This is a genomic window from Nocardioides campestrisoli, from assembly GCF_013624435.2.
GTDB lineage: Bacteria > Actinomycetota > Actinomycetes > Propionibacteriales > Nocardioidaceae > Nocardioides > Nocardioides campestrisoli.
Genome location: NZ_CP061768.1, coordinates 3089145 through 3105000, shown reverse-complemented (window position 1 = coordinate 3105000; position 15856 = coordinate 3089145). Strand labels below are relative to the sequence as shown.

12 protein-coding genes are annotated in these 15856 nt (G+C 71.1%); 5 read left to right on the top strand and 7 right to left on the bottom strand.

Annotation, left to right across the window (positions count from 1 at the left end):
* Positions 1 to 51 precede the first annotated feature (51 nt).
* Genes H8838_RS14550 through H8838_RS14540 form a run of 3 tightly spaced genes read right to left on the bottom strand, consistent with a single transcriptional unit; the run spans position 52 to position 3544 of the window.
* Positions 52 to 795: a succinate dehydrogenase/fumarate reductase iron-sulfur subunit gene (locus H8838_RS14550; RefSeq protein WP_185995636.1), complete on the bottom strand. Its 744-nt coding sequence runs from the start codon at positions 793 to 795 to the stop codon at positions 52 to 54.
* Positions 796 to 797: 2 nt separating this feature from the next.
* Positions 798 to 2840 (bottom strand): fumarate reductase/succinate dehydrogenase flavoprotein subunit, encoded by a 2043-nt coding sequence (locus H8838_RS14545; RefSeq protein ID WP_185995637.1) that lies wholly within the window; start codon positions 2838 to 2840, stop codon positions 798 to 800.
* A 14-nt stretch (positions 2841 to 2854) separates the two neighbouring features.
* Positions 2855 to 3544 carry a succinate dehydrogenase cytochrome b subunit gene (locus H8838_RS14540; RefSeq protein ID WP_224766153.1) on the bottom strand — a complete coding sequence of 230 codons (690 nt, stop codon included), beginning with the start codon at positions 3542 to 3544 and terminating at the stop codon, positions 2855 to 2857.
* A gap of 210 nt (positions 3545 to 3754) precedes the next feature.
* Between H8838_RS14540 and H8838_RS14535 the strand changes: the two genes are divergently transcribed.
* The 4 genes from H8838_RS14535 to H8838_RS14520 are packed head-to-tail and all read left to right on the top strand — an operon-like array spanning position 3755 to position 9943.
* Positions 3755 to 5527 carry a methylmalonyl-CoA mutase family protein gene (locus H8838_RS14535; protein WP_185995638.1) on the top strand — a complete coding sequence of 591 codons (1773 nt, stop codon included), beginning with the start codon at positions 3755 to 3757 and terminating at the stop codon, positions 5525 to 5527.
* The gene (gene scpA / locus H8838_RS14530; RefSeq protein ID WP_181312193.1) at positions 5524 to 7695 is read left to right on the top strand and encodes a methylmalonyl-CoA mutase; all 2172 of its coding nucleotides are present in this window, start codon (positions 5524 to 5526) and stop codon (positions 7693 to 7695) included. Before H8838_RS14535 ends, scpA begins: the two co-directional genes overlap by 4 nt.
* Positions 7692 to 8687, top strand: a complete 996-nt coding sequence (gene meaB / locus H8838_RS14525; protein ID WP_181312194.1) for a methylmalonyl Co-A mutase-associated GTPase MeaB — start codon at positions 7692 to 7694, stop codon at positions 8685 to 8687. The genes scpA and meaB overlap by 4 nt, the downstream gene beginning before the upstream one ends.
* Before the next feature lie 44 nt (positions 8688 to 8731).
* Positions 8732 to 9943 (top strand): amidohydrolase, encoded by a 1212-nt coding sequence (locus H8838_RS14520; RefSeq protein WP_181312195.1) that lies wholly within the window; start codon positions 8732 to 8734, stop codon positions 9941 to 9943.
* A 10-nt stretch (positions 9944 to 9953) separates the two neighbouring features.
* Here H8838_RS14520 and H8838_RS14515 read toward each other — a convergent pair whose 3' ends face one another.
* From H8838_RS14515 to H8838_RS14500, 4 genes are all read right to left on the bottom strand, one after another.
* Positions 9954 to 11240, bottom strand: coding sequence for an ABC transporter permease (locus H8838_RS14515; protein WP_181312196.1), 1287 nt, complete (start codon positions 11238 to 11240; stop codon positions 9954 to 9956).
* Complete coding sequence (locus H8838_RS14510; protein WP_181312197.1) at positions 11237 to 12457, bottom strand: ABC transporter permease; 1221 nt, start codon at positions 12455 to 12457, stop codon at positions 11237 to 11239. The genes H8838_RS14515 and H8838_RS14510 overlap by 4 nt, the downstream gene beginning before the upstream one ends.
* Positions 12454 to 13968 carry an ABC transporter ATP-binding protein gene (locus tag H8838_RS14505; RefSeq protein WP_185995639.1) on the bottom strand — a complete coding sequence of 505 codons (1515 nt, stop codon included), beginning with the start codon at positions 13966 to 13968 and terminating at the stop codon, positions 12454 to 12456. The genes H8838_RS14510 and H8838_RS14505 overlap by 4 nt, the downstream gene beginning before the upstream one ends.
* A 209-nt stretch (positions 13969 to 14177) precedes the next feature.
* Positions 14178 to 15272: a BMP family lipoprotein gene (locus tag H8838_RS14500; protein WP_181312199.1), complete on the bottom strand. Its 1095-nt coding sequence runs from the start codon at positions 15270 to 15272 to the stop codon at positions 14178 to 14180.
* 179 nt (positions 15273 to 15451) lie between these two features.
* Between H8838_RS14500 and H8838_RS14495 the strand changes: the two genes are divergently transcribed.
* Positions 15452 to 15856, top strand: a complete 405-nt coding sequence (locus tag H8838_RS14495; RefSeq protein ID WP_181312200.1) for a cytidine deaminase — start codon at positions 15452 to 15454, stop codon at positions 15854 to 15856.

Genomic DNA, 15856 nt, shown 5'->3' with positions numbered 1-15856 from the left:
TGCTGCCTTCAGGCAGCAGGGGCTCGAGGCGTCCGGGGACCAGGAGCTGGGTCAGTGACCGTGCTTCATCGCCGTGCGGAGGTCCTTGTTGAGCTGGGAGATCACGTCGAGCGGGATCTCCTTGGGGCAGGCCGCGGTGCACTCGCCGATGTTGGTGCAGCCGCCGAAGCCCTCGTGGTCGTGCTGGCCGACCATGCCCACCACGCGGGAGTCACGCTCCGGCTGGCCCTGCGGCAGCTCACCCAGGTGGGTGATCTTGGCGCCGAGGAAGAGCGAGGCGGACCCGTTGGGGCAGGCCGCGACGCAGGCGCCGCAGCCGATGCAGGTGGCCATGTTGAACGAGCGCGACGCCTTGTCCCGGGGGACCGGCACCGAGTTGGCCTCGGGAGCCGAGCCGGTGTTGGCCGAGATGAAGCCGCCGGCCTGGATCATCCGGTCCAGGGAACCGCGGTCGACGACCAGGTCCTTGACCACCGGGAAGGCGGTGGCCCGCCACGGCTCGATGGTGATCGTGTCGCCGTCGGAGAACGCCCGCATGTGCAGCTGGCAGGTCGTGGTGACCTCCGGACCGTGCGCCTGGCCGTTGATCATCAGGCCGCACATGCCGCAGATGCCCTCGCGGCAGTCGGAGTCGAACGCGACGGGCTCCTCGCCCTTCTCGTTCAGCTGCTCGTTGAGCGTGTCCAGCATCTCCAGGAAGCTCATGTCGGGGGAGATGTTCTCGACCTGGTAGGTGTGCATGGCACCGGAGGCCGCGGCATCCGGCTGGCGCCAGATCTTCAGGGTCAGGTTCATGCTCACTTGTAGCTCCGCTGCTTCATCTCGATGGCCGTGTAGATCAGGTCTTCCTTGTGCAGGACCGGCTGGCCGGCCTCGCCGCCCCACTCCCAGGCCGCGACGTAGGCGAACTCGTCGTCGTGACGCATCGCCTCGCCGTCCTCGGTCTGCGACTCGGCGCGGAAGTGGCCGCCGCAGGACTCGCGGCGGTTGAGCGCGTCGATGCACATCAGCTCGCCGAGCTCGATGAAGTCGGCCACCCGGCCGGCCTTCTCCAGGCTCTGGTTGAGGCTGTCGGCGGTGCCCAGGACCTTCAGGTTGCTCCAGAAGTCGGCCTTGAGCTCGCGGATCATGTCGATCGCCTTGCGCAGACCGGCCTCGGACCGCTCCATGCCGCAGTACTCCCACATGATGTTGCCCAGGGCCTTGTGGTAGCTGTCGGCGCTGCGGGTGCCGTTGATGGAGAGGAACTTGGCGATCCGCTGCTCGACGTCCTGGCGGGCCGCCACGACCTCGGGGTGGTCCTCCGCGATCTGCTCGAACGGGGCGTCCGCGAGGTAGTCGCGGATGGTGTTCGGGAGGACGAAGTAGCCGTCGGCGAGCCCCTGCATCAGCGCCGAGGCGCCGAGGCGGTTGGCCCCGTGGTCGGAGAAGTTCGCCTCGCCGGCCACGAAGAGCCCCGGGATGTTGGACTGCAGGTGGTAGTCCACCCACAGGCCGCCCATCACGTAGTGCACCGCGGGGTAGATCCGCATCGGCACCTGGTAGGGGTTCTCCCCGGTGATCCGCTGGTACATGTCGAAGAGGTTGTCGTACTTCTCCCGCACGGCGTCCTCGCCCAGGCGGGCGATCGCGTCGGCGAAGTCGAGGTAGACGCCGCGACGGACCATGCGCTCGTTGCCGTCCTTGTCGACCTCGCGCACGGCGGGGCCGACACCGCGGCCGTCGTCGCACATGTACTTCGCGGCGCGGGAGGCGATGTCGCGGGGGACCAGGTTGCCGAACGCCGGGTAGATCCGCTCCAGGTAGTAGTCGCGGTCCTCCTCCGGGATGTCGCGCGGGTCCTTCTCGACGTCCTCGACGTTCTTGGGCACCCAGATGCGACCGTCGTTGCGCAGCGACTCCGACATCAGGGTCAGCTTGGACTGGTGGTCGCCGGAGACCGGGATGCAGGTCGGGTGGATCTGCGTGTAGCAGGGGTTGGCCATGTAGGCGCCCTTGCGGTGCGCGCGCCACGTCGCGGTGACGTTGGATCCCATCGCGTTGGTGGAGAGGTAGAAGACGTTGCCGTAGCCGCCGGAGGCGAGCACGACCGCGTCGGCCAGGTGCGTCTGCACCTCACCGGTCACCAGGTCGCGCGCCACGATGCCGCGCGCCTTGCCGTCGACCATCACCAGCTCGAGCATCTCGTGCCGGGTGAACTGCTCGACCGTGCCGGCCGCCACCTGTCGCTCCATCGCCTGGTAGGCGCCGATCAGCAGCTGCTGACCCGTCTGGCCGCGGGCGTAGAACGTGCGGGAGACCTGGACGCCGCCGAAGGAGCGGTTGTCCAGCAGGCCGCCGTACTCGCGGGCGAACGGGACGCCCTGGGCGACGCACTGGTCGATGATGTTGGCGCTGACCTCGGCCAGCCGGTAGACGTTCGACTCGCGGGCGCGGTAGTCGCCACCCTTGACCGTGTCGTAGAAGAGACGGTGGATCGAGTCGCCGTCCTCCTTGTAGTTCTTCGCGGCGTTGATGCCGCCCTGCGCGGCGATCGAGTGCGCCCGGCGCGGGGAGTCCTGGTAGCAGAAGGACTTCACGTGGTAGCCGGCCTCGCCCAGGGTCGCGGCCGCGGCGCCGCCGGCCAGGCCCGTGCCGACGATGATGACGCTCATCTTCCGGCGGTTGGCCGGGTTGACCAGGCGGTTGTCGAACTTGCGGTTGGTCCAGCGGTCCTTGATCGGGCCGGTCGGGGCGACCGGGTCGACCAAGGGCTCGCCGAGGGTGTAGTAGCCGCGGGCGTCGTCGGAGACCTGCACCGGTGGCCGGGTGAGCTGGGTGGTTCCGTCCAGGAGAGCCATGAAGAGGAGGGTCCTTACTTGGTGACGATGCCGAGGAGCACGGAGATCGGGACGAGCGCGAAGCCGCCGGCGATGACGATCGCCACCACCCAGCCCGCAGCCTTGGCCCGCGCACGGGAACGCGCGGTGTTGGTGAACCCGAGGGTCTGCATGGCGCTCCAGGTGCCGTGGTGCAGGTGCATCCCCAGCGCGACCATGGCCAGCAGGTAGATCCCGGTCATCCACCACAGCTCGAACGACTCGACGAGCAGGTTGTACGGGTCGGCCGTCCCCGTGCCGTCGGGGTTGGGGTTGACCTTCCCGATGGTGAAGTTCAGCAGGTGCCAGACCAGGAAGAAGAGGATCGCCACGCCGCCCCAGCGCATGGTGCGCGAGGAGAGGGAGGAGCCCTTGTTCTTCTTCACCACGTACTTGGTGGTCCGGGCGCTCTGGGCGCGAGCCGTGAGCTTGACGAACGAGTACAGGTGGGCGACCAGGGCGACGATCAGCAGGACGCGCATGACCCACAGCAGCCCGTTCTCCGGGAGCATCGGCTCTCCGAAGACGCGCAGGTGGTGCGCGTACTCGTTGAAAGCGTCGTGCCCGGCGAACACCTTGAGGTTGCCGTACATGTGGAGGACCAGGTAGCCGATGAAGATGAGGCCGGAGACGGCCATCGTGATCTTCAGGGCGACGGTCGAGCGCGTGGAGCGTGATCCCTTCACCAGGGTCCGCGTAGGAGTTTGGGTTGCCACAAGATGACAAGGTACCGCGCCGAGTCACGAGATGTGACCACGGCCTCCCGGTGCGGATGTGACATATCCCCGGTTACCGATCGGTCACCTGGGACGGGCACCCGTGGCCGGACCGCTCGGGCGGTCCGCGGATGCGACCGGGCGTCGGCGCGGGCCCGGAGTCGGCCTATCCTGCGGACCATGACTGCACCTGACGACCGGCTCGCGCTGGCCTCGGACGAGGACTCCGCCACCGCCGCGGACTGGGAGCGCGCGACCGCCGCCGTGCTCCGCAAGTCCCGCCGGCTGCGCGAGGAGGACCCCGACGACCGCGTCTGGACCACGCTCACCCGGACCACGCTCGACGGCATCCCCGTCGCCCCCATCGGGACGCCCGCCTCACTGGAGGGCCTCACCACCGCGGGGCGCCCCAGCCGCGCCGGTGCCTGGGACGTACGGACCCCGCTGAGCGGCGGCGACGCCTCCGCGCTCAACGAGGCGGCGCTGGTCGACCTGGAGAACGGCGGCACCTCGCTGCTGCTCGACGTCGACGAGGGCGTGGACCTCGCCGCGGTGCTCCGCGGCGTGCTGCTCGACCTCGCCCCGGTGGCCCTGGACCGGCCGAGCGCCGCGCAGGCCGCCGCGCTGGCCGACGTGCTCGAGTCCTACGACGGCCCGGTGGCCGCGGGCGCCAACCTCTCCTTCGACCCGCAGTCGCTCGACCTGTTCTCCGCCGCGGACACCGAGGAGGGCGAGGAGCCGGCCGAGCAGCTGGTCGCGCTGGCCCGGCGCGCCTGGCAGCTGGGCGTCCTCGGACTCGTCGTCGACGGCACCGCCCTGCACGACCGCGGTGCCAGCGACGCCCAGGAGCTGGGCTGGACGATGGCCGTCGGCATCGACTACCTGCGGGTCCTGACCGCGGGCGGGATGTCGGTCGAGGAGGCGGCGAAGGTCATCGAGTTCCGCTACGCCGCCACCGACGAGCAGTTCCCGACCATCGCCAAGCTCCGGGCCGCGCGGCGGCTCTGGGCGCGGGTGCTGGAGGCCTCCGGCGCGGAGGCCGTCGCGATGCGCCAGCACGCGGTGACCAGCCGGCCGATGATGACCACCTTCGACCCGTGGGTGAACATGCTGCGCACCACCGTCGCGGCGTTCGCGGCCGGGGTGGGCGGCGCGGACGCGGTCACCGTCGTGCCGTTCGACGAGCCCCTGGGCCGCCCCGACGCCTTCGGCCGCCGGATCGCGCGCAACACCTCCTCCCTGCTGATCGAGGAGTCCCACCTCGCCGTGGTCGCCGACCCGGCCGGTGGCTCGTACGCCGTGGAGCGGCTCACCGACGACCTCGCCGTCGCCGGCTGGGCCGAGCTGGGCCGGATCGAGGAGGCCGGCGGGGCCTCGTCGCTCGCGGCCCGCCAGGGAGTGGTGGACCGCGTCTCGGCGACCGCGGCCGAGCGCGACGCCCAGGTGGCGGACCGCTCGCGGCCGATCACCGGGCTCTCGGAGTTCCCGAACCTGGCCGAGACCCTGCCCCAGCGCGAGCCGGCCGAAGGTCGCCGGGTGCGGCGCTACGGCTGGGCGTTCGAGGCGCTGCGCGCCGAGCCCGCGGCGTCGCCGGTGTTCCTGGCCACCATGGGCCCGATCGCGGCGCACACCGCCCGGGCCACCTTCGCCACCAACCTGCTCGCCGCCGGCGGCGTGGCGGTCGAGGTCGCCGGTCCCACCGACGGCGTCGAGTCCGTCCTGGCCGCCTACCGCGGGCAGCCGGTCGTCTGCCTGGCCGGGACCGACCCGGCGTACGCCGAGTGGGGCGCCGACCTGGTCGCCGCGCTGCGCGGCGCCGGGGCGTCGTACGTCGTGCTGGCGGGCAAGCCGGGCGAGAAGATCAACATCACCGAGGACACGGTGGACGACTCCGCCGCCATGGGCGTGGACGCGCTGGCGTTCCTGACCCGGATCCGGGAGGCACTGGCATGACCATTCCGAGCAACTTCGCCGAGGTCGACCTGGCCGCGACCGGCGAGCGGGCCGAGACGCCCCGCACCGAGGGCGACGGCTGGCTGAGCCCCGAGGGGGTCGAGGTGCTGCCGGTCTACGGGCCGGAGCACCTCGAGGGCCTGGACGCCCTGGACACCTGGCCGGGCCTGAGCCCGTTCCTGCGCGGTCCCTACCCGACGATGTACACCACCCAGCCGTGGACGGTGCGCCAGTACGCCGGCTTCTCCACCGCCGAGGAGTCCAACGCGTTCTACCGGCGCAACCTCGCCGCGGGGCAGAAGGGGCTCAGCGTCGCCTTCGACCTGGCCACCCACCGCGGCTACGACTCCGACCACCCGCGGGTGCGCGGCGACGTGGGCATGGCGGGCGTGGCGATCGACTCGATCTACGACACCCGCACCCTGTTCGACGGCATCCCGCTGGACCAGATGTCGGTCTCGATGACGATGAACGGCGCGGTGCTGCCGGTGCTGGCGCTCTACATCGTCGCGGCCGAGGAGCAGGGGGTGAAACCGGAGCAGCTCACGGGGACCATCCAGAACGACATCCTCAAGGAGTTCATGGTCCGCAACACCTACATCTACCCGCCGCTGCCGAGCATGCGGATCATCAGCGACATCTTCGCGTTCACCTCCCAGCGGATGCCGCGGTTCAACTCGATCTCGATCTCCGGGTACCACATGCAGGAGGCCGGGGCGACCGCCGACCTGGAGCTGGCCTACACGCTGGCCGACGGCGTGGAGTACATCCGCGCCGGGCTCGAGGCAGGGCTCGACATCGACCACTTCGCCCCGCGGCTCTCGTTCTTCTGGGCGATCGGCACGAACTTCTTCATGGAGGTCGCCAAGATGCGCGCCGCCCGGGCCCTGTGGGCCCGCCTGGTGCGCCAGTTCGACCCCAAGAACCCCAAGTCGCTCTCGCTGCGCACGCACAGCCAGACCAGCGGCTGGTCGCTGACCGCGCAGGACGTGTTCAACAACGTCCAGCGCACCGCGATCGAGGCGATGGCCGCGACCCAGGGGCACACCCAGTCGCTGCACACCAACGCCCTCGACGAGGCGATCGCGCTGCCGACCGACTTCTCCGCGCGGATCGCCCGCAACACCCAGCTGCTGCTCCAGCAGGAGTCGCGCACCACCGAGATCATCGACCCGTGGGGCGGCTCCTACTACGTGGAGCGGCTGACCCACGACCTGGCCGAGCGCGCCTGGGCCCACATCCAGGAGGCCGAGGCCGCCGGGGGCATGGCGAAGGCGATCGAGCAGGGCATCCCGAAGATGCGGATCGAGGAGGCTGCCGCGCGCACCCAGGCGCGGATCGACTCCGGGGCCCAGAAGGTGATCGGCGTCAACACCTACCGGCTCGCCGACGAGGACCCGCTCGACGTGCTCAAGGTCGACAACAACGAGGTCTACAAGCAGCAGATGGCCAAGCTCGAGCGGCTGCGCGCCGAGCGGGACGACGACGAGGTGCGCCGTACCCTCGACGCGCTGACGGCCTCCGCCGAGCGGGGCACTGAGTCGACGGGAGGCGGCGGCAGCCTGGACGGCAACCTGCTCGCGCTCGCGGTCGACGCGGCCCGGGCCAAGGCCACCGTCGGCGAGATCTCCGACGCCCTGGAGAAGGTCTACGGACGCCACCAGGCGGTGATCCGTACGATCAGCGGCGTGTACCGGGACGAGGCGAAGAGCGGGCAGGACTCCCGCGTCGAGCAGGTGCTCACCGCGACGGCGGAGTTCGAGGAGGAGGAGGGGCGTCGTCCCCGCATCCTGGTGGCCAAGATGGGCCAGGACGGGCACGACCGCGGGCAGAAGGTGGTGGTCACCGCCTTCGCCGACCTCGGCTTCGACGTCGACGTGGGCCCGCTGTTCTCCACCCCCGAGGAGGTCGCGCAGCAGGCGGTCGACGCGGACGTGCACATCGTCGGCGTCTCCTCGCTCGCCGCGGGCCACCTCACGCTGCTGCCCGCGCTCAAGCAGGCGCTCGCGGACCTGGGTCGCCCCGACATCATGGTCGTGATCGGCGGGGTGATCCCGCCGGACGACGTGAGCACGCTCAAGGAGATGGGTGCCGCGGAGGTCTTCCTGCCCGGCACCGTGATCGCCGAGAGCGCCCTGGGTCTCCTGGCACGCCTGCGCGAGCAGTGAGCCCGGCGCCGCGGGTCGACGTCGGCGAGCTGGCCGACGGGGTCCGGGAGGGCCGGCGCGCGTCGGTCTCCCGGGCCATCACCCTGGTCGAGTCCTCGAGGCCCGACCACCGGGCGGCGGCCCGCGAGCTGCTGGCCGAGCTGACCCCCGGGGCGGGGGTCGGCTCGCCGGCCGTGCGGGTCGGCATCTCCGGGGTTCCCGGGGTGGGCAAGTCCACGTTCATCGAGTCGCTCGGCACCCACCTGACCGGCCGCGGCCACCGGGTGGGCGTGCTCGCCGTCGACCCCTCCAGCGTCCGGACCGGCGGCTCGGTGCTCGGTGACAAGACCCGGATGGCCCGGCTGGCGGTCGACCCCCAGGCCTACATCCGGCCCTCGCCCTCGGCCGGCACGCTCGGCGGGGTGGCCCGCGCCACCAGCCAGGCGATGACCGTGCTCGAGGCCGCCGGGCACGACGTGGTGCTGGTGGAGACCGTCGGCGTGGGCCAGTCGGAGATCACCGTCTCCCGGATGGTCGACACCTTCCTGTTCCTCACCATCGCCCGCACCGGCGACCAGCTCCAGGGGATCAAGAAGGGGATCCTGGAGATCGCCGACGTGGTCGCGGTCAACAAGGCCGACGAGGACCGGGAGGGCGAGGCCCGGGTCGCCGCCCGCGAGCTGGCCGGCGCGCTGCGCCTGGTCCGCGGGCACGCGGAGTGGGCACCGCCCGTGGTGACCTGCTCGGGGCTGACCGGCACGGGCGTCCCGGAGGTCTGGGAGCGGGTGCTCTCGCACCGCGAGCACCTGGCGACCGAGGGCCTGGCGGCGAAGCGGGCCGAGCAGCAGCTGGAGTTCACCTGGTCGCTGGTCCGGGAGGAGCTCGAGCACCGGCTCGCCCGCTCGCCGGGCGTGCGCGCGATCAGGGACGAGGTGCGCGCGGAGGTGCTCGCCGGGCGGATCGGCGCGGCGGAGGCATCCGACCGGATCCTGGCGGCTTGGCAGGACGACTGAGCAAGCCCCGGGGCCGGCCTGTACGACCCGGTAAACTGGAGACGATGTCGATCCCTGAGAGTGTGCCTGAGCAGTCCGCGTCCCGCGTGGTGTCCGAGGTCGTGGGGAAGTTCAGCGACGAGCTGCTGGAGCTGCGCCGGGACGTGCACGCGCACCCCGAGCTGTCCTGGGTCGAGTCCCGCACCACCGACCTGGTGCTCCGCACGCTGCAGGGCACCGGCTGGCAGACCCGCCGGGTGCCCGGCGGGGGAGTGCTCGCCGACATCGGGACCGACGGTGCCCGGGTCGCCCTGCGGGCGGACCTGGACGCGCTCCCGGTCGACGACCTGACCTCCGACCCGTGGCGCAGCACCGTGCCGGGAGCCGCGCACGCCTGCGGTCACGACGTGCACATCGTCGGCCTGCTGGGAGCCGCCCTCGCCCTCGACGAGGTGCACGCGCGCGGCCTGCTGCCCGGGCGGGTGCGCCTGGTCTTCCAGCCGGCGGAGGAGGTGATGCCGGGCGGCGCGCTGCACCTGATCGAGGCGGGCGCCCTGGAGGGCGTCGACCGGATCTTCGGCCTGCACTGCGACCCCAGCCTCGACGTGGGGCGGGTGGGCCTGCGGGTCGGACCACTGACCGGCGCCGCCGACGCGCTCAGCGTCCGGCTCACCGGCAAGGGCGGTCACACCTCGCGCCCCCACCTGACCCAGGACCTCACCTTCGCGCTCGGCAAGCTGCTCACCGAGCTGCCCGCCATCCTCTCGCGCCGGCTCGACCCGCGCGCCGGGGCGAGCGTGGTCTGGGGGCGGGTGCACGCCGGCTCCGCGCACAACGTGATCCCGGGCGTCGGCGAGCTCGCCGGCACGGTCCGGATGCTCGACGCGGTGGCCTGGGCCGAGGCGGAGCAGTTGGTGCGCACGCTGGTCAGCCAGATCGTCGCGCCGTACGGCGTCACCGCCGAGGTCTCCTACCAGCGCGGCGTCCCGCCGGTGGTCAACGACTCCCGGTCGACCGCGGTGCTCGCGAGCGCCGTCGAGTCCGTGCTCGGGGAGCCCGGACACGTCTCGACCAGGCAGAGCCTGGGCGGCGAGGACTTCGGCTGGTACCTCGACCGGGTCCCGGGCGCCATGGGCCGGCTCGGCACCCGGACGCCGGGAGGCCCGACGTACGACCTGCACCAGGGCAACCTGCGGGTCGACGAGGGCGCCCTGACGATCGCCGCCCGGGTGCTCGCCGAGGCCGCCGTGACGGCGCTCGACTCCCACCCGGGGTAGGCGACCGGGCTCAGCCCGTGCGGTAGGGCTCGCCGCTGGCCGCGGGGGACCGGGTGCGCCCGACCAGGCCGGCCACCGCGAAGATGGTCACCAGGTAGGGGAGCATCAGCATGAACTGGCTGGGCACCGGCGACCCGATGACCGACAGCACGCCCTGCAGGTTGGAGGCGAAGCCGAACAGCAGCGCCGCCAGGGTGGCGCGGATCGGGTCCCAGCGTCCGAAGATCACCGCCGCCAGCGCGATGTAGCCGGCGCCGCCGGTCATCTCCCGGTTGAACTGGGGGACCGAGACGAGGGTGTAGAACGCCCCGCCCATGCCGGCGATGGCCCCGGCGATCAGGATCGTGCGCCAGCGGGTGCGGTTGACCTTGATGCCGACGGTGTCCGCGGCCTTGGGGTGCTCGCCGACCGCTCGCACCCGCAGGCCCCACCGGGTGCGGTAGAGGGCGAAGGTGACCACGGCCACCATCACGTAGAGCAGGTAGACGATCGGGGTCTGGCGGAAGAGGATCGGGCCGAGCAGCGGGATGTCGCCGAGCAGCGGGATCGCCACCACGGAGAAGTGCTGCGGGGTGTTGAGCGAGGCGGCGTTGGGCGCCAGGACCTGGGTGAACATGAAGCCGGTCAGACCGACCACCAGCACGTTGAGCACCACGCCGACGATCACCTGGTCGACGTAGTAGTTGATGGCGAACAGTCCGAGCACCGCGGCCACCAGCAGGCCGGCGACCATCGAGGCACCCAGCCCCGCCCAGGTCGAGCCGAGCCAGGAGGCGACCAGCGCCGCCGCGAACGCGCCGGCGAGCAGCTGGCCGTCGATGGCGATGTTGACCACGCCGGCGCGCTCTCCCAGGACGCCGCCGAGGGCACCGAAGACCAGGGGCACGGCGAGCGCGACCGAGCCGGCCAGCAGGCCGACCATCGGCAGCGTGGCACCAGCCCCGGCCCAGGTGAGGAAGCCCAGCAGCCAGACCACCGCGAAGAGCACGACGAGGCCCAGCGGGGTGCTGCGGCGGCGCACGGTGAGAGCCACCGAGACCGCGGTCAGCGCCGCGCAGACGAGGACCAGGAGCCAGGCGGTCAGGTTCGCCGGGACGGTGACGTCAGGGAGCTCGACGAAGTCGGTGCCGCGGGCCAGCCGGAAGGTGGTGTCGCCCTCGCGCGTGGCCAGCCCCACGAGCAGGGCGAGGCCGAGGGTGAGCAGGGCGAAGAGCACCGGGGCCTTGCGGTCGGCCGGCGGGCCGACCTCCGGCAGGACGATCTCCTCGCCGGGAGTGGTACGCGTCGTGGAGCTCACTTCGCCTCCTTGGCGGGCAGACGGAACATGGCCCGGACCAGCGGAGGGGCCGCGATGAAGAGGACGATCAGCGACTGGACCACCAGGACGATGTCGACCGGGATGCCCTCGGCCGCCGACATGGAGAAGCTGCCGGCCTTGAAGGCGCCGAAGAGCAGGCCCGCGGCCAGGATGCCGAGCGGGCGGGAGCGACCCAGCAGCGCCACCGTGATGGCGTCGAAGCCGATCCCGGCGTCGAGGTCGACCGAGACGCCGTTGGTCACGGTGCCGAGCACCTGGTTGGCACCCGCGAGCCCGACCAGGGCGCCGGCGATCAGCATCACCACCACGTAGGTCCGGCCGACGTTGATGCCGGCGGCCCGTGCGGCCGTGGGGTTGAGGCCGACGGCGCGGATGCGGAAGCCGAGGGCGGAGCGGTTGAGGATCCACCACACGAGGCCGACGGCGATCAGCGCCAGCAGGAAGCCCAGGTGCAGGTTGTAGGAGTCCCCGGCCAGCTTGGGCAGGGTGGCGGACTCCTTCATCGGCAGCGACTTGGGGTTCGCCGACCCGGGGGCCTGGAGCAGGCCCTGCTCGGAGAGAGCGAAGAAGACGAGGTAGAAGCCGACGTAGTTGAGCATGATCGTGACGATCACCTCGTGGGCCCCGGTACGGGCCTTGAGGACGCCCGCGATCCCGGCCCACAGCGCTCCGGCCAGCATGCCGGCCAGCACCGCGAGGGTCAGGTGCAGCGGCCAGGGCAGGTCGAACGAGAAGCCGACCCAGCCCGCGGCGGCGCCGGCGACCAGCATCTGGCCGCGGCCACCGATGTTGAACATCGCGGCCCGGAACGCCAGGCCGACGCCGAGACCGGCCGCGATCAGCGGCGCGGCGAACTTCAGCGTCTCGGTCAGCGGGCGGATGCCGAGCTCGAAGGTCTCGGCCCGGGTGTTGTAGATCGATCCGCGGAACAGCGAGGTGTAGGCGCCCCACACGGCCTCCCAGGCCGCGTTGAGCAGGTCACCGGGCCGGGAGAAGAAGTAGCCCGACGCCTCGCGGACCGCCTCGTCGGTGACCGCGACCAGGAAGGACCCGACCAGCACGGCGAGGAGCACGGCGAGCATCGCCACCAGGGCGTTGCCGGTGGCGATGCTGTGCATCGCCCGGTGCCACTGGCTGGGCTCGGGAGGGGTGGGCCGCTCCGCCTGCTCGGGGGACGGGGCCTGGGTGCTGCTCATGCGACCGCTCCTTCGGGACGCTCTCCGGTCATCATCAGACCGAGCACTTCTCGGGGGGTGTCGGCCGGCACGATGCCGACCACTGCGCCTCGGTAGAGGACCATGATCCGGTCGGCCAGGGCCGCCACCTCGTCCAGCTCGGTGGAGACCACGAGCACCGGGATGCCGGAGTCGCGGGTGGCGACGATCTGCTTGTGGATGAACTCGATGGACCCGACGTCGACGCCGCGCGTCGGCTGGGCGGCGACCAGCAGCCGCAGCTCGCGGGAGAGCTCGCGCGCCACCACGACCTTCTGCTGGTTGCCGCCGGAGAGCTGACCGGCCCGGGTGTCGATCCCGGGGGCGCGGACGTCGTACTCCTGGAGCTTCTCCCGGGCGAACCGCTCGAGCACCTTGAGCTGGAGCGAGCCGTGCCGCACGAACGGCTCGGAGCTGCTGCGGTCCAGCATCAGGTTCTCGGCCAGGGTGAAGTCGGAGATCAGCCCGTCCTCCTGCCGGTCCTCGGGGATGAAGCCGACCCCGGCGTCGAGCACCTTGCGGACCGACTTGCCGACGAGCTCCTCGCCGTCGAGCCGGATCGAGCCCCGGACGTTGTCCTGGAGCCCCAGCAGGGCCTCGGTGAGCTCGGTCTGCCCGTTGCCCTGCACGCCCGCGACCGCGAGCACCTCGCCGGCGCGGACGGTGAAGCTGAGGTCGTCGACGTGGGCGTGACCGGTCTCGTCGACCACGGTCAGGCCCTTGACCACGAGCGCCTCGGCGCCGAGCTTGGGCGCGTCCTTGTGGACGGTGAGCTCCACCGGCCGGCCGACCATCAGCGAGGCGAGCTCGGCGTTGCTGGCGCGCGGGTCGGCCTCGCCGACCACCTTGCCCAGCCGGATCACCGTGATCTTGTCGGCGACCTCGCGCACCTCGCGGAGCTTGTGGGTGATGAAGACGATGCTCTTGCCCGACTCCTTGAGCTGACGCATCACGTCCATCAGCTCGTCGGTCTCCTGCGGGGTCAGCACCGCGGTGGGCTCGTCGAAGACCAGCACCTGCGCGTCCCGGGAGAGGGCCTTGATGATCTCCACCCGCTGCTGGACGCCGACCGGCAGGTTCTCCACCAGGGCGTCGGGGTCGACGTCCAGGCCGAACCGGCTCGAGATCTCGCGCACCTTGGCGCGTGCGCTGTCCAGGTCGAGGGTGCCGGCGAAGCCGGTGGACTCGTTGCCGAGCATGACGTTCTCGGCGACCGTGAAGACGGGGATCAGCATGAAGTGCTGGTGCACCATGCCGATGCCGGCGGCGATCGCGTCGCCCGGCCCGGAGAAGTGCTGCGGCACGTCGTCGAGGAGGATCTCGCCCTCGTCGGCGGTGTAGAGCCCGAAGAGCACGTTCATCAGGGTGGACTTGCCGGCACCGTTCTCACCGAGCAGGCAGTGGATCTCCCCGGGCTCGACCGTCAACGAGATCCGGTCGTTGGCCACGAGGCTCCCGAAGCGCTTGGTGATATCACGCAGAACGAGCTTCATGAGGCGAATCCTAGGTGTCGGGACGGGGGCGTCAGCAGCCGGGCGGGCATCGCGCGCGGGGGCGGTGCCGAGAGGGTGCGACCGGTCACACGGAGGCGCCGGTTGCGAGAGGAGGGAGGCCGGCGTGAGCCGGCCTCCCTCCTCCGGTGGTGCGGTGGTTCAGACGGTGCAGCGTGACTCGGTGGCCCCGGGGAGTCCGGGGAACCGGATCACTGGTCCAGGTAGGACTTGACCTCGATGTCGCCGTCGATGATGCGCTGACGCACGTCGTCCAGCTCGTCGGCCAGGGTGTCGGACACCTTGTCCTCGAAGTTGTGGAACGGCGCCAGGCCGACGCCCTCGTTCTCCAGCGTGCCCACGTAGGGCTCGAAGTCGAACTCGTCGTTGCCGGCGGCCACGATGGCCTCGTAGGTCGACTGCTTCATGTTCTTCAGGATCGAGGTGAGGACCACGTCCTGGGTCTTCTCGTCGGTCTCGTAGAAGTCGGCGTCGACGCCGATCAGCGCGATGTCCTTGCCCGAGGAGTCGATCGCGGTCAGCGCGCCCTGGTAGATCGGGCCGCCCACCGGCAGGATGACGTCGGCGTCCTGGTCGATCAGCTGACGCGCGGTGTTCGTCGCGGACTCGTTGGCCTCGAAGCCACCGGTGAAGGAGCCGTTCTTGCCGTCCCAGCCGACGACCTTGACGTCGGTGCCCTTCTCCTTGTTGTAGAACTCCACGCCCTGCTTGAAGCCGTCCATGAAGATGGTGACGGTCGGGAAGGGCTCGCCACCATAGGTGCCGACCACGCCGGTCTTGCTGTAGTCGGCGGCCACGTAGCCGGCGAGGAAGGCGGCCTGGGCGGTGTCGTAGAGCACCGGCTTGATGTTGGCCTCGTCAGCCTTGCCGTCGAAGGTCTGGCCGTCGTCGCCACCGTCGGCGGCGTCGTCGATCAGGACGTACTCGACGTCGGGGTTGGCGGCCGCGGACTCCTTGGTCGCCGCGGCGAGCGCGAAGCCGACCGTGACGATGGCGTCGCAGCCCTCGGCGACCAGGTTCTCCAGGTTCGGGCCGTAGTCGTTGACCGAGTTGGACTCCACCTCGCGGAAGTCGGCGCCGAGCTCGTCGGCAGCCTCCTTGACGCCCTCGTAGCTGAGCTGGTTGAACGACTTGTCGTCGAAGCCGCCGGCGTCGGAGACGACGCACGGCAGGAAGTCGCTCGCCTCGTTGCCGCCCTCGTTGTCCTCGTCCGGCGCGTCACCGCACGCCGTCAAGGCCGCGGACGCGATCAGACCGGCAAAACCGAGGGTCGCGGCCCTCCTCATGTTCCTCACTGCATGTCCTCCAAACTTGCCGCCGCGTCGGGTACGCGACGATGCTCAAACCGTATTCCAACCCGCCGGTAGATGGGGCCGGAGAGGGAGAACGGTTACCATGTTGCGATGTTGCGACCGTTTCCCCCGGCCCGCCGGACGAGTGATCTCTGGACCTCCGGATCCCCGGAGTGAGTGCCCCCGACGACGTCGACTGGGAGGCTCTCCGGGCCCTGGCCGTCGAGGCGATGCAGCAGGCCTACGCCCCCTACTCGAAGTTCCAGGTGGGCGCCGCCGCCCTGGTCGACGACGGCCGGACGGTGTCCGGCTGCAACGTCGAGAACGCCGGGTACGGCGTCACCCTCTGCGCCGAGTGCGGCCTGGTCTCCGAGCTGGTCCGCTCCGGCGGGGGCCGGTTGACCCACTTCGTCTGCGTGGGGCCGACCGGCGAGGTGATCATGCCCTGCGGCCGCTGCCGCCAGCTGCTCTTCGAGCACGGAGGCAGGGACCTGGTGCTGTGGACGGTGTCGGGGTTGCGCACCATGGACGAGGTGCTGCCCGACGCGTTCGGGCCCGACGACTTGAAGGATGTGTGA

Coding starts and splice junctions, on each gene's coding strand:
- H8838_RS14550 (WP_185995636.1), bottom strand. CDS start 795: ATGAACCTGACCCTGAAGATCTGGCGCCAGCCGGATGCCGCGGCCTCC.
- H8838_RS14545 (WP_185995637.1), bottom strand. CDS start 2,840: ATGGCTCTCCTGGACGGAACCACCCAGCTCACCCGGCCACCGGTGCAG.
- H8838_RS14535 (WP_185995638.1), top strand. CDS start 3,755: ATGACTGCACCTGACGACCGGCTCGCGCTGGCCTCGGACGAGGACTCC.
- scpA (WP_181312193.1), top strand. CDS start 5,524: ATGACCATTCCGAGCAACTTCGCCGAGGTCGACCTGGCCGCGACCGGC.
- H8838_RS14520 (WP_181312195.1), top strand. CDS start 8,732: ATGTCGATCCCTGAGAGTGTGCCTGAGCAGTCCGCGTCCCGCGTGGTG.
- H8838_RS14510 (WP_181312197.1), bottom strand. CDS start 12,457: ATGAGCAGCACCCAGGCCCCGTCCCCCGAGCAGGCGGAGCGGCCCACC.
- H8838_RS14505 (WP_185995639.1), bottom strand. CDS start 13,968: ATGAAGCTCGTTCTGCGTGATATCACCAAGCGCTTCGGGAGCCTCGTG.
- H8838_RS14500 (WP_181312199.1), bottom strand. CDS start 15,272: ATGAGGAGGGCCGCGACCCTCGGTTTTGCCGGTCTGATCGCGTCCGCG.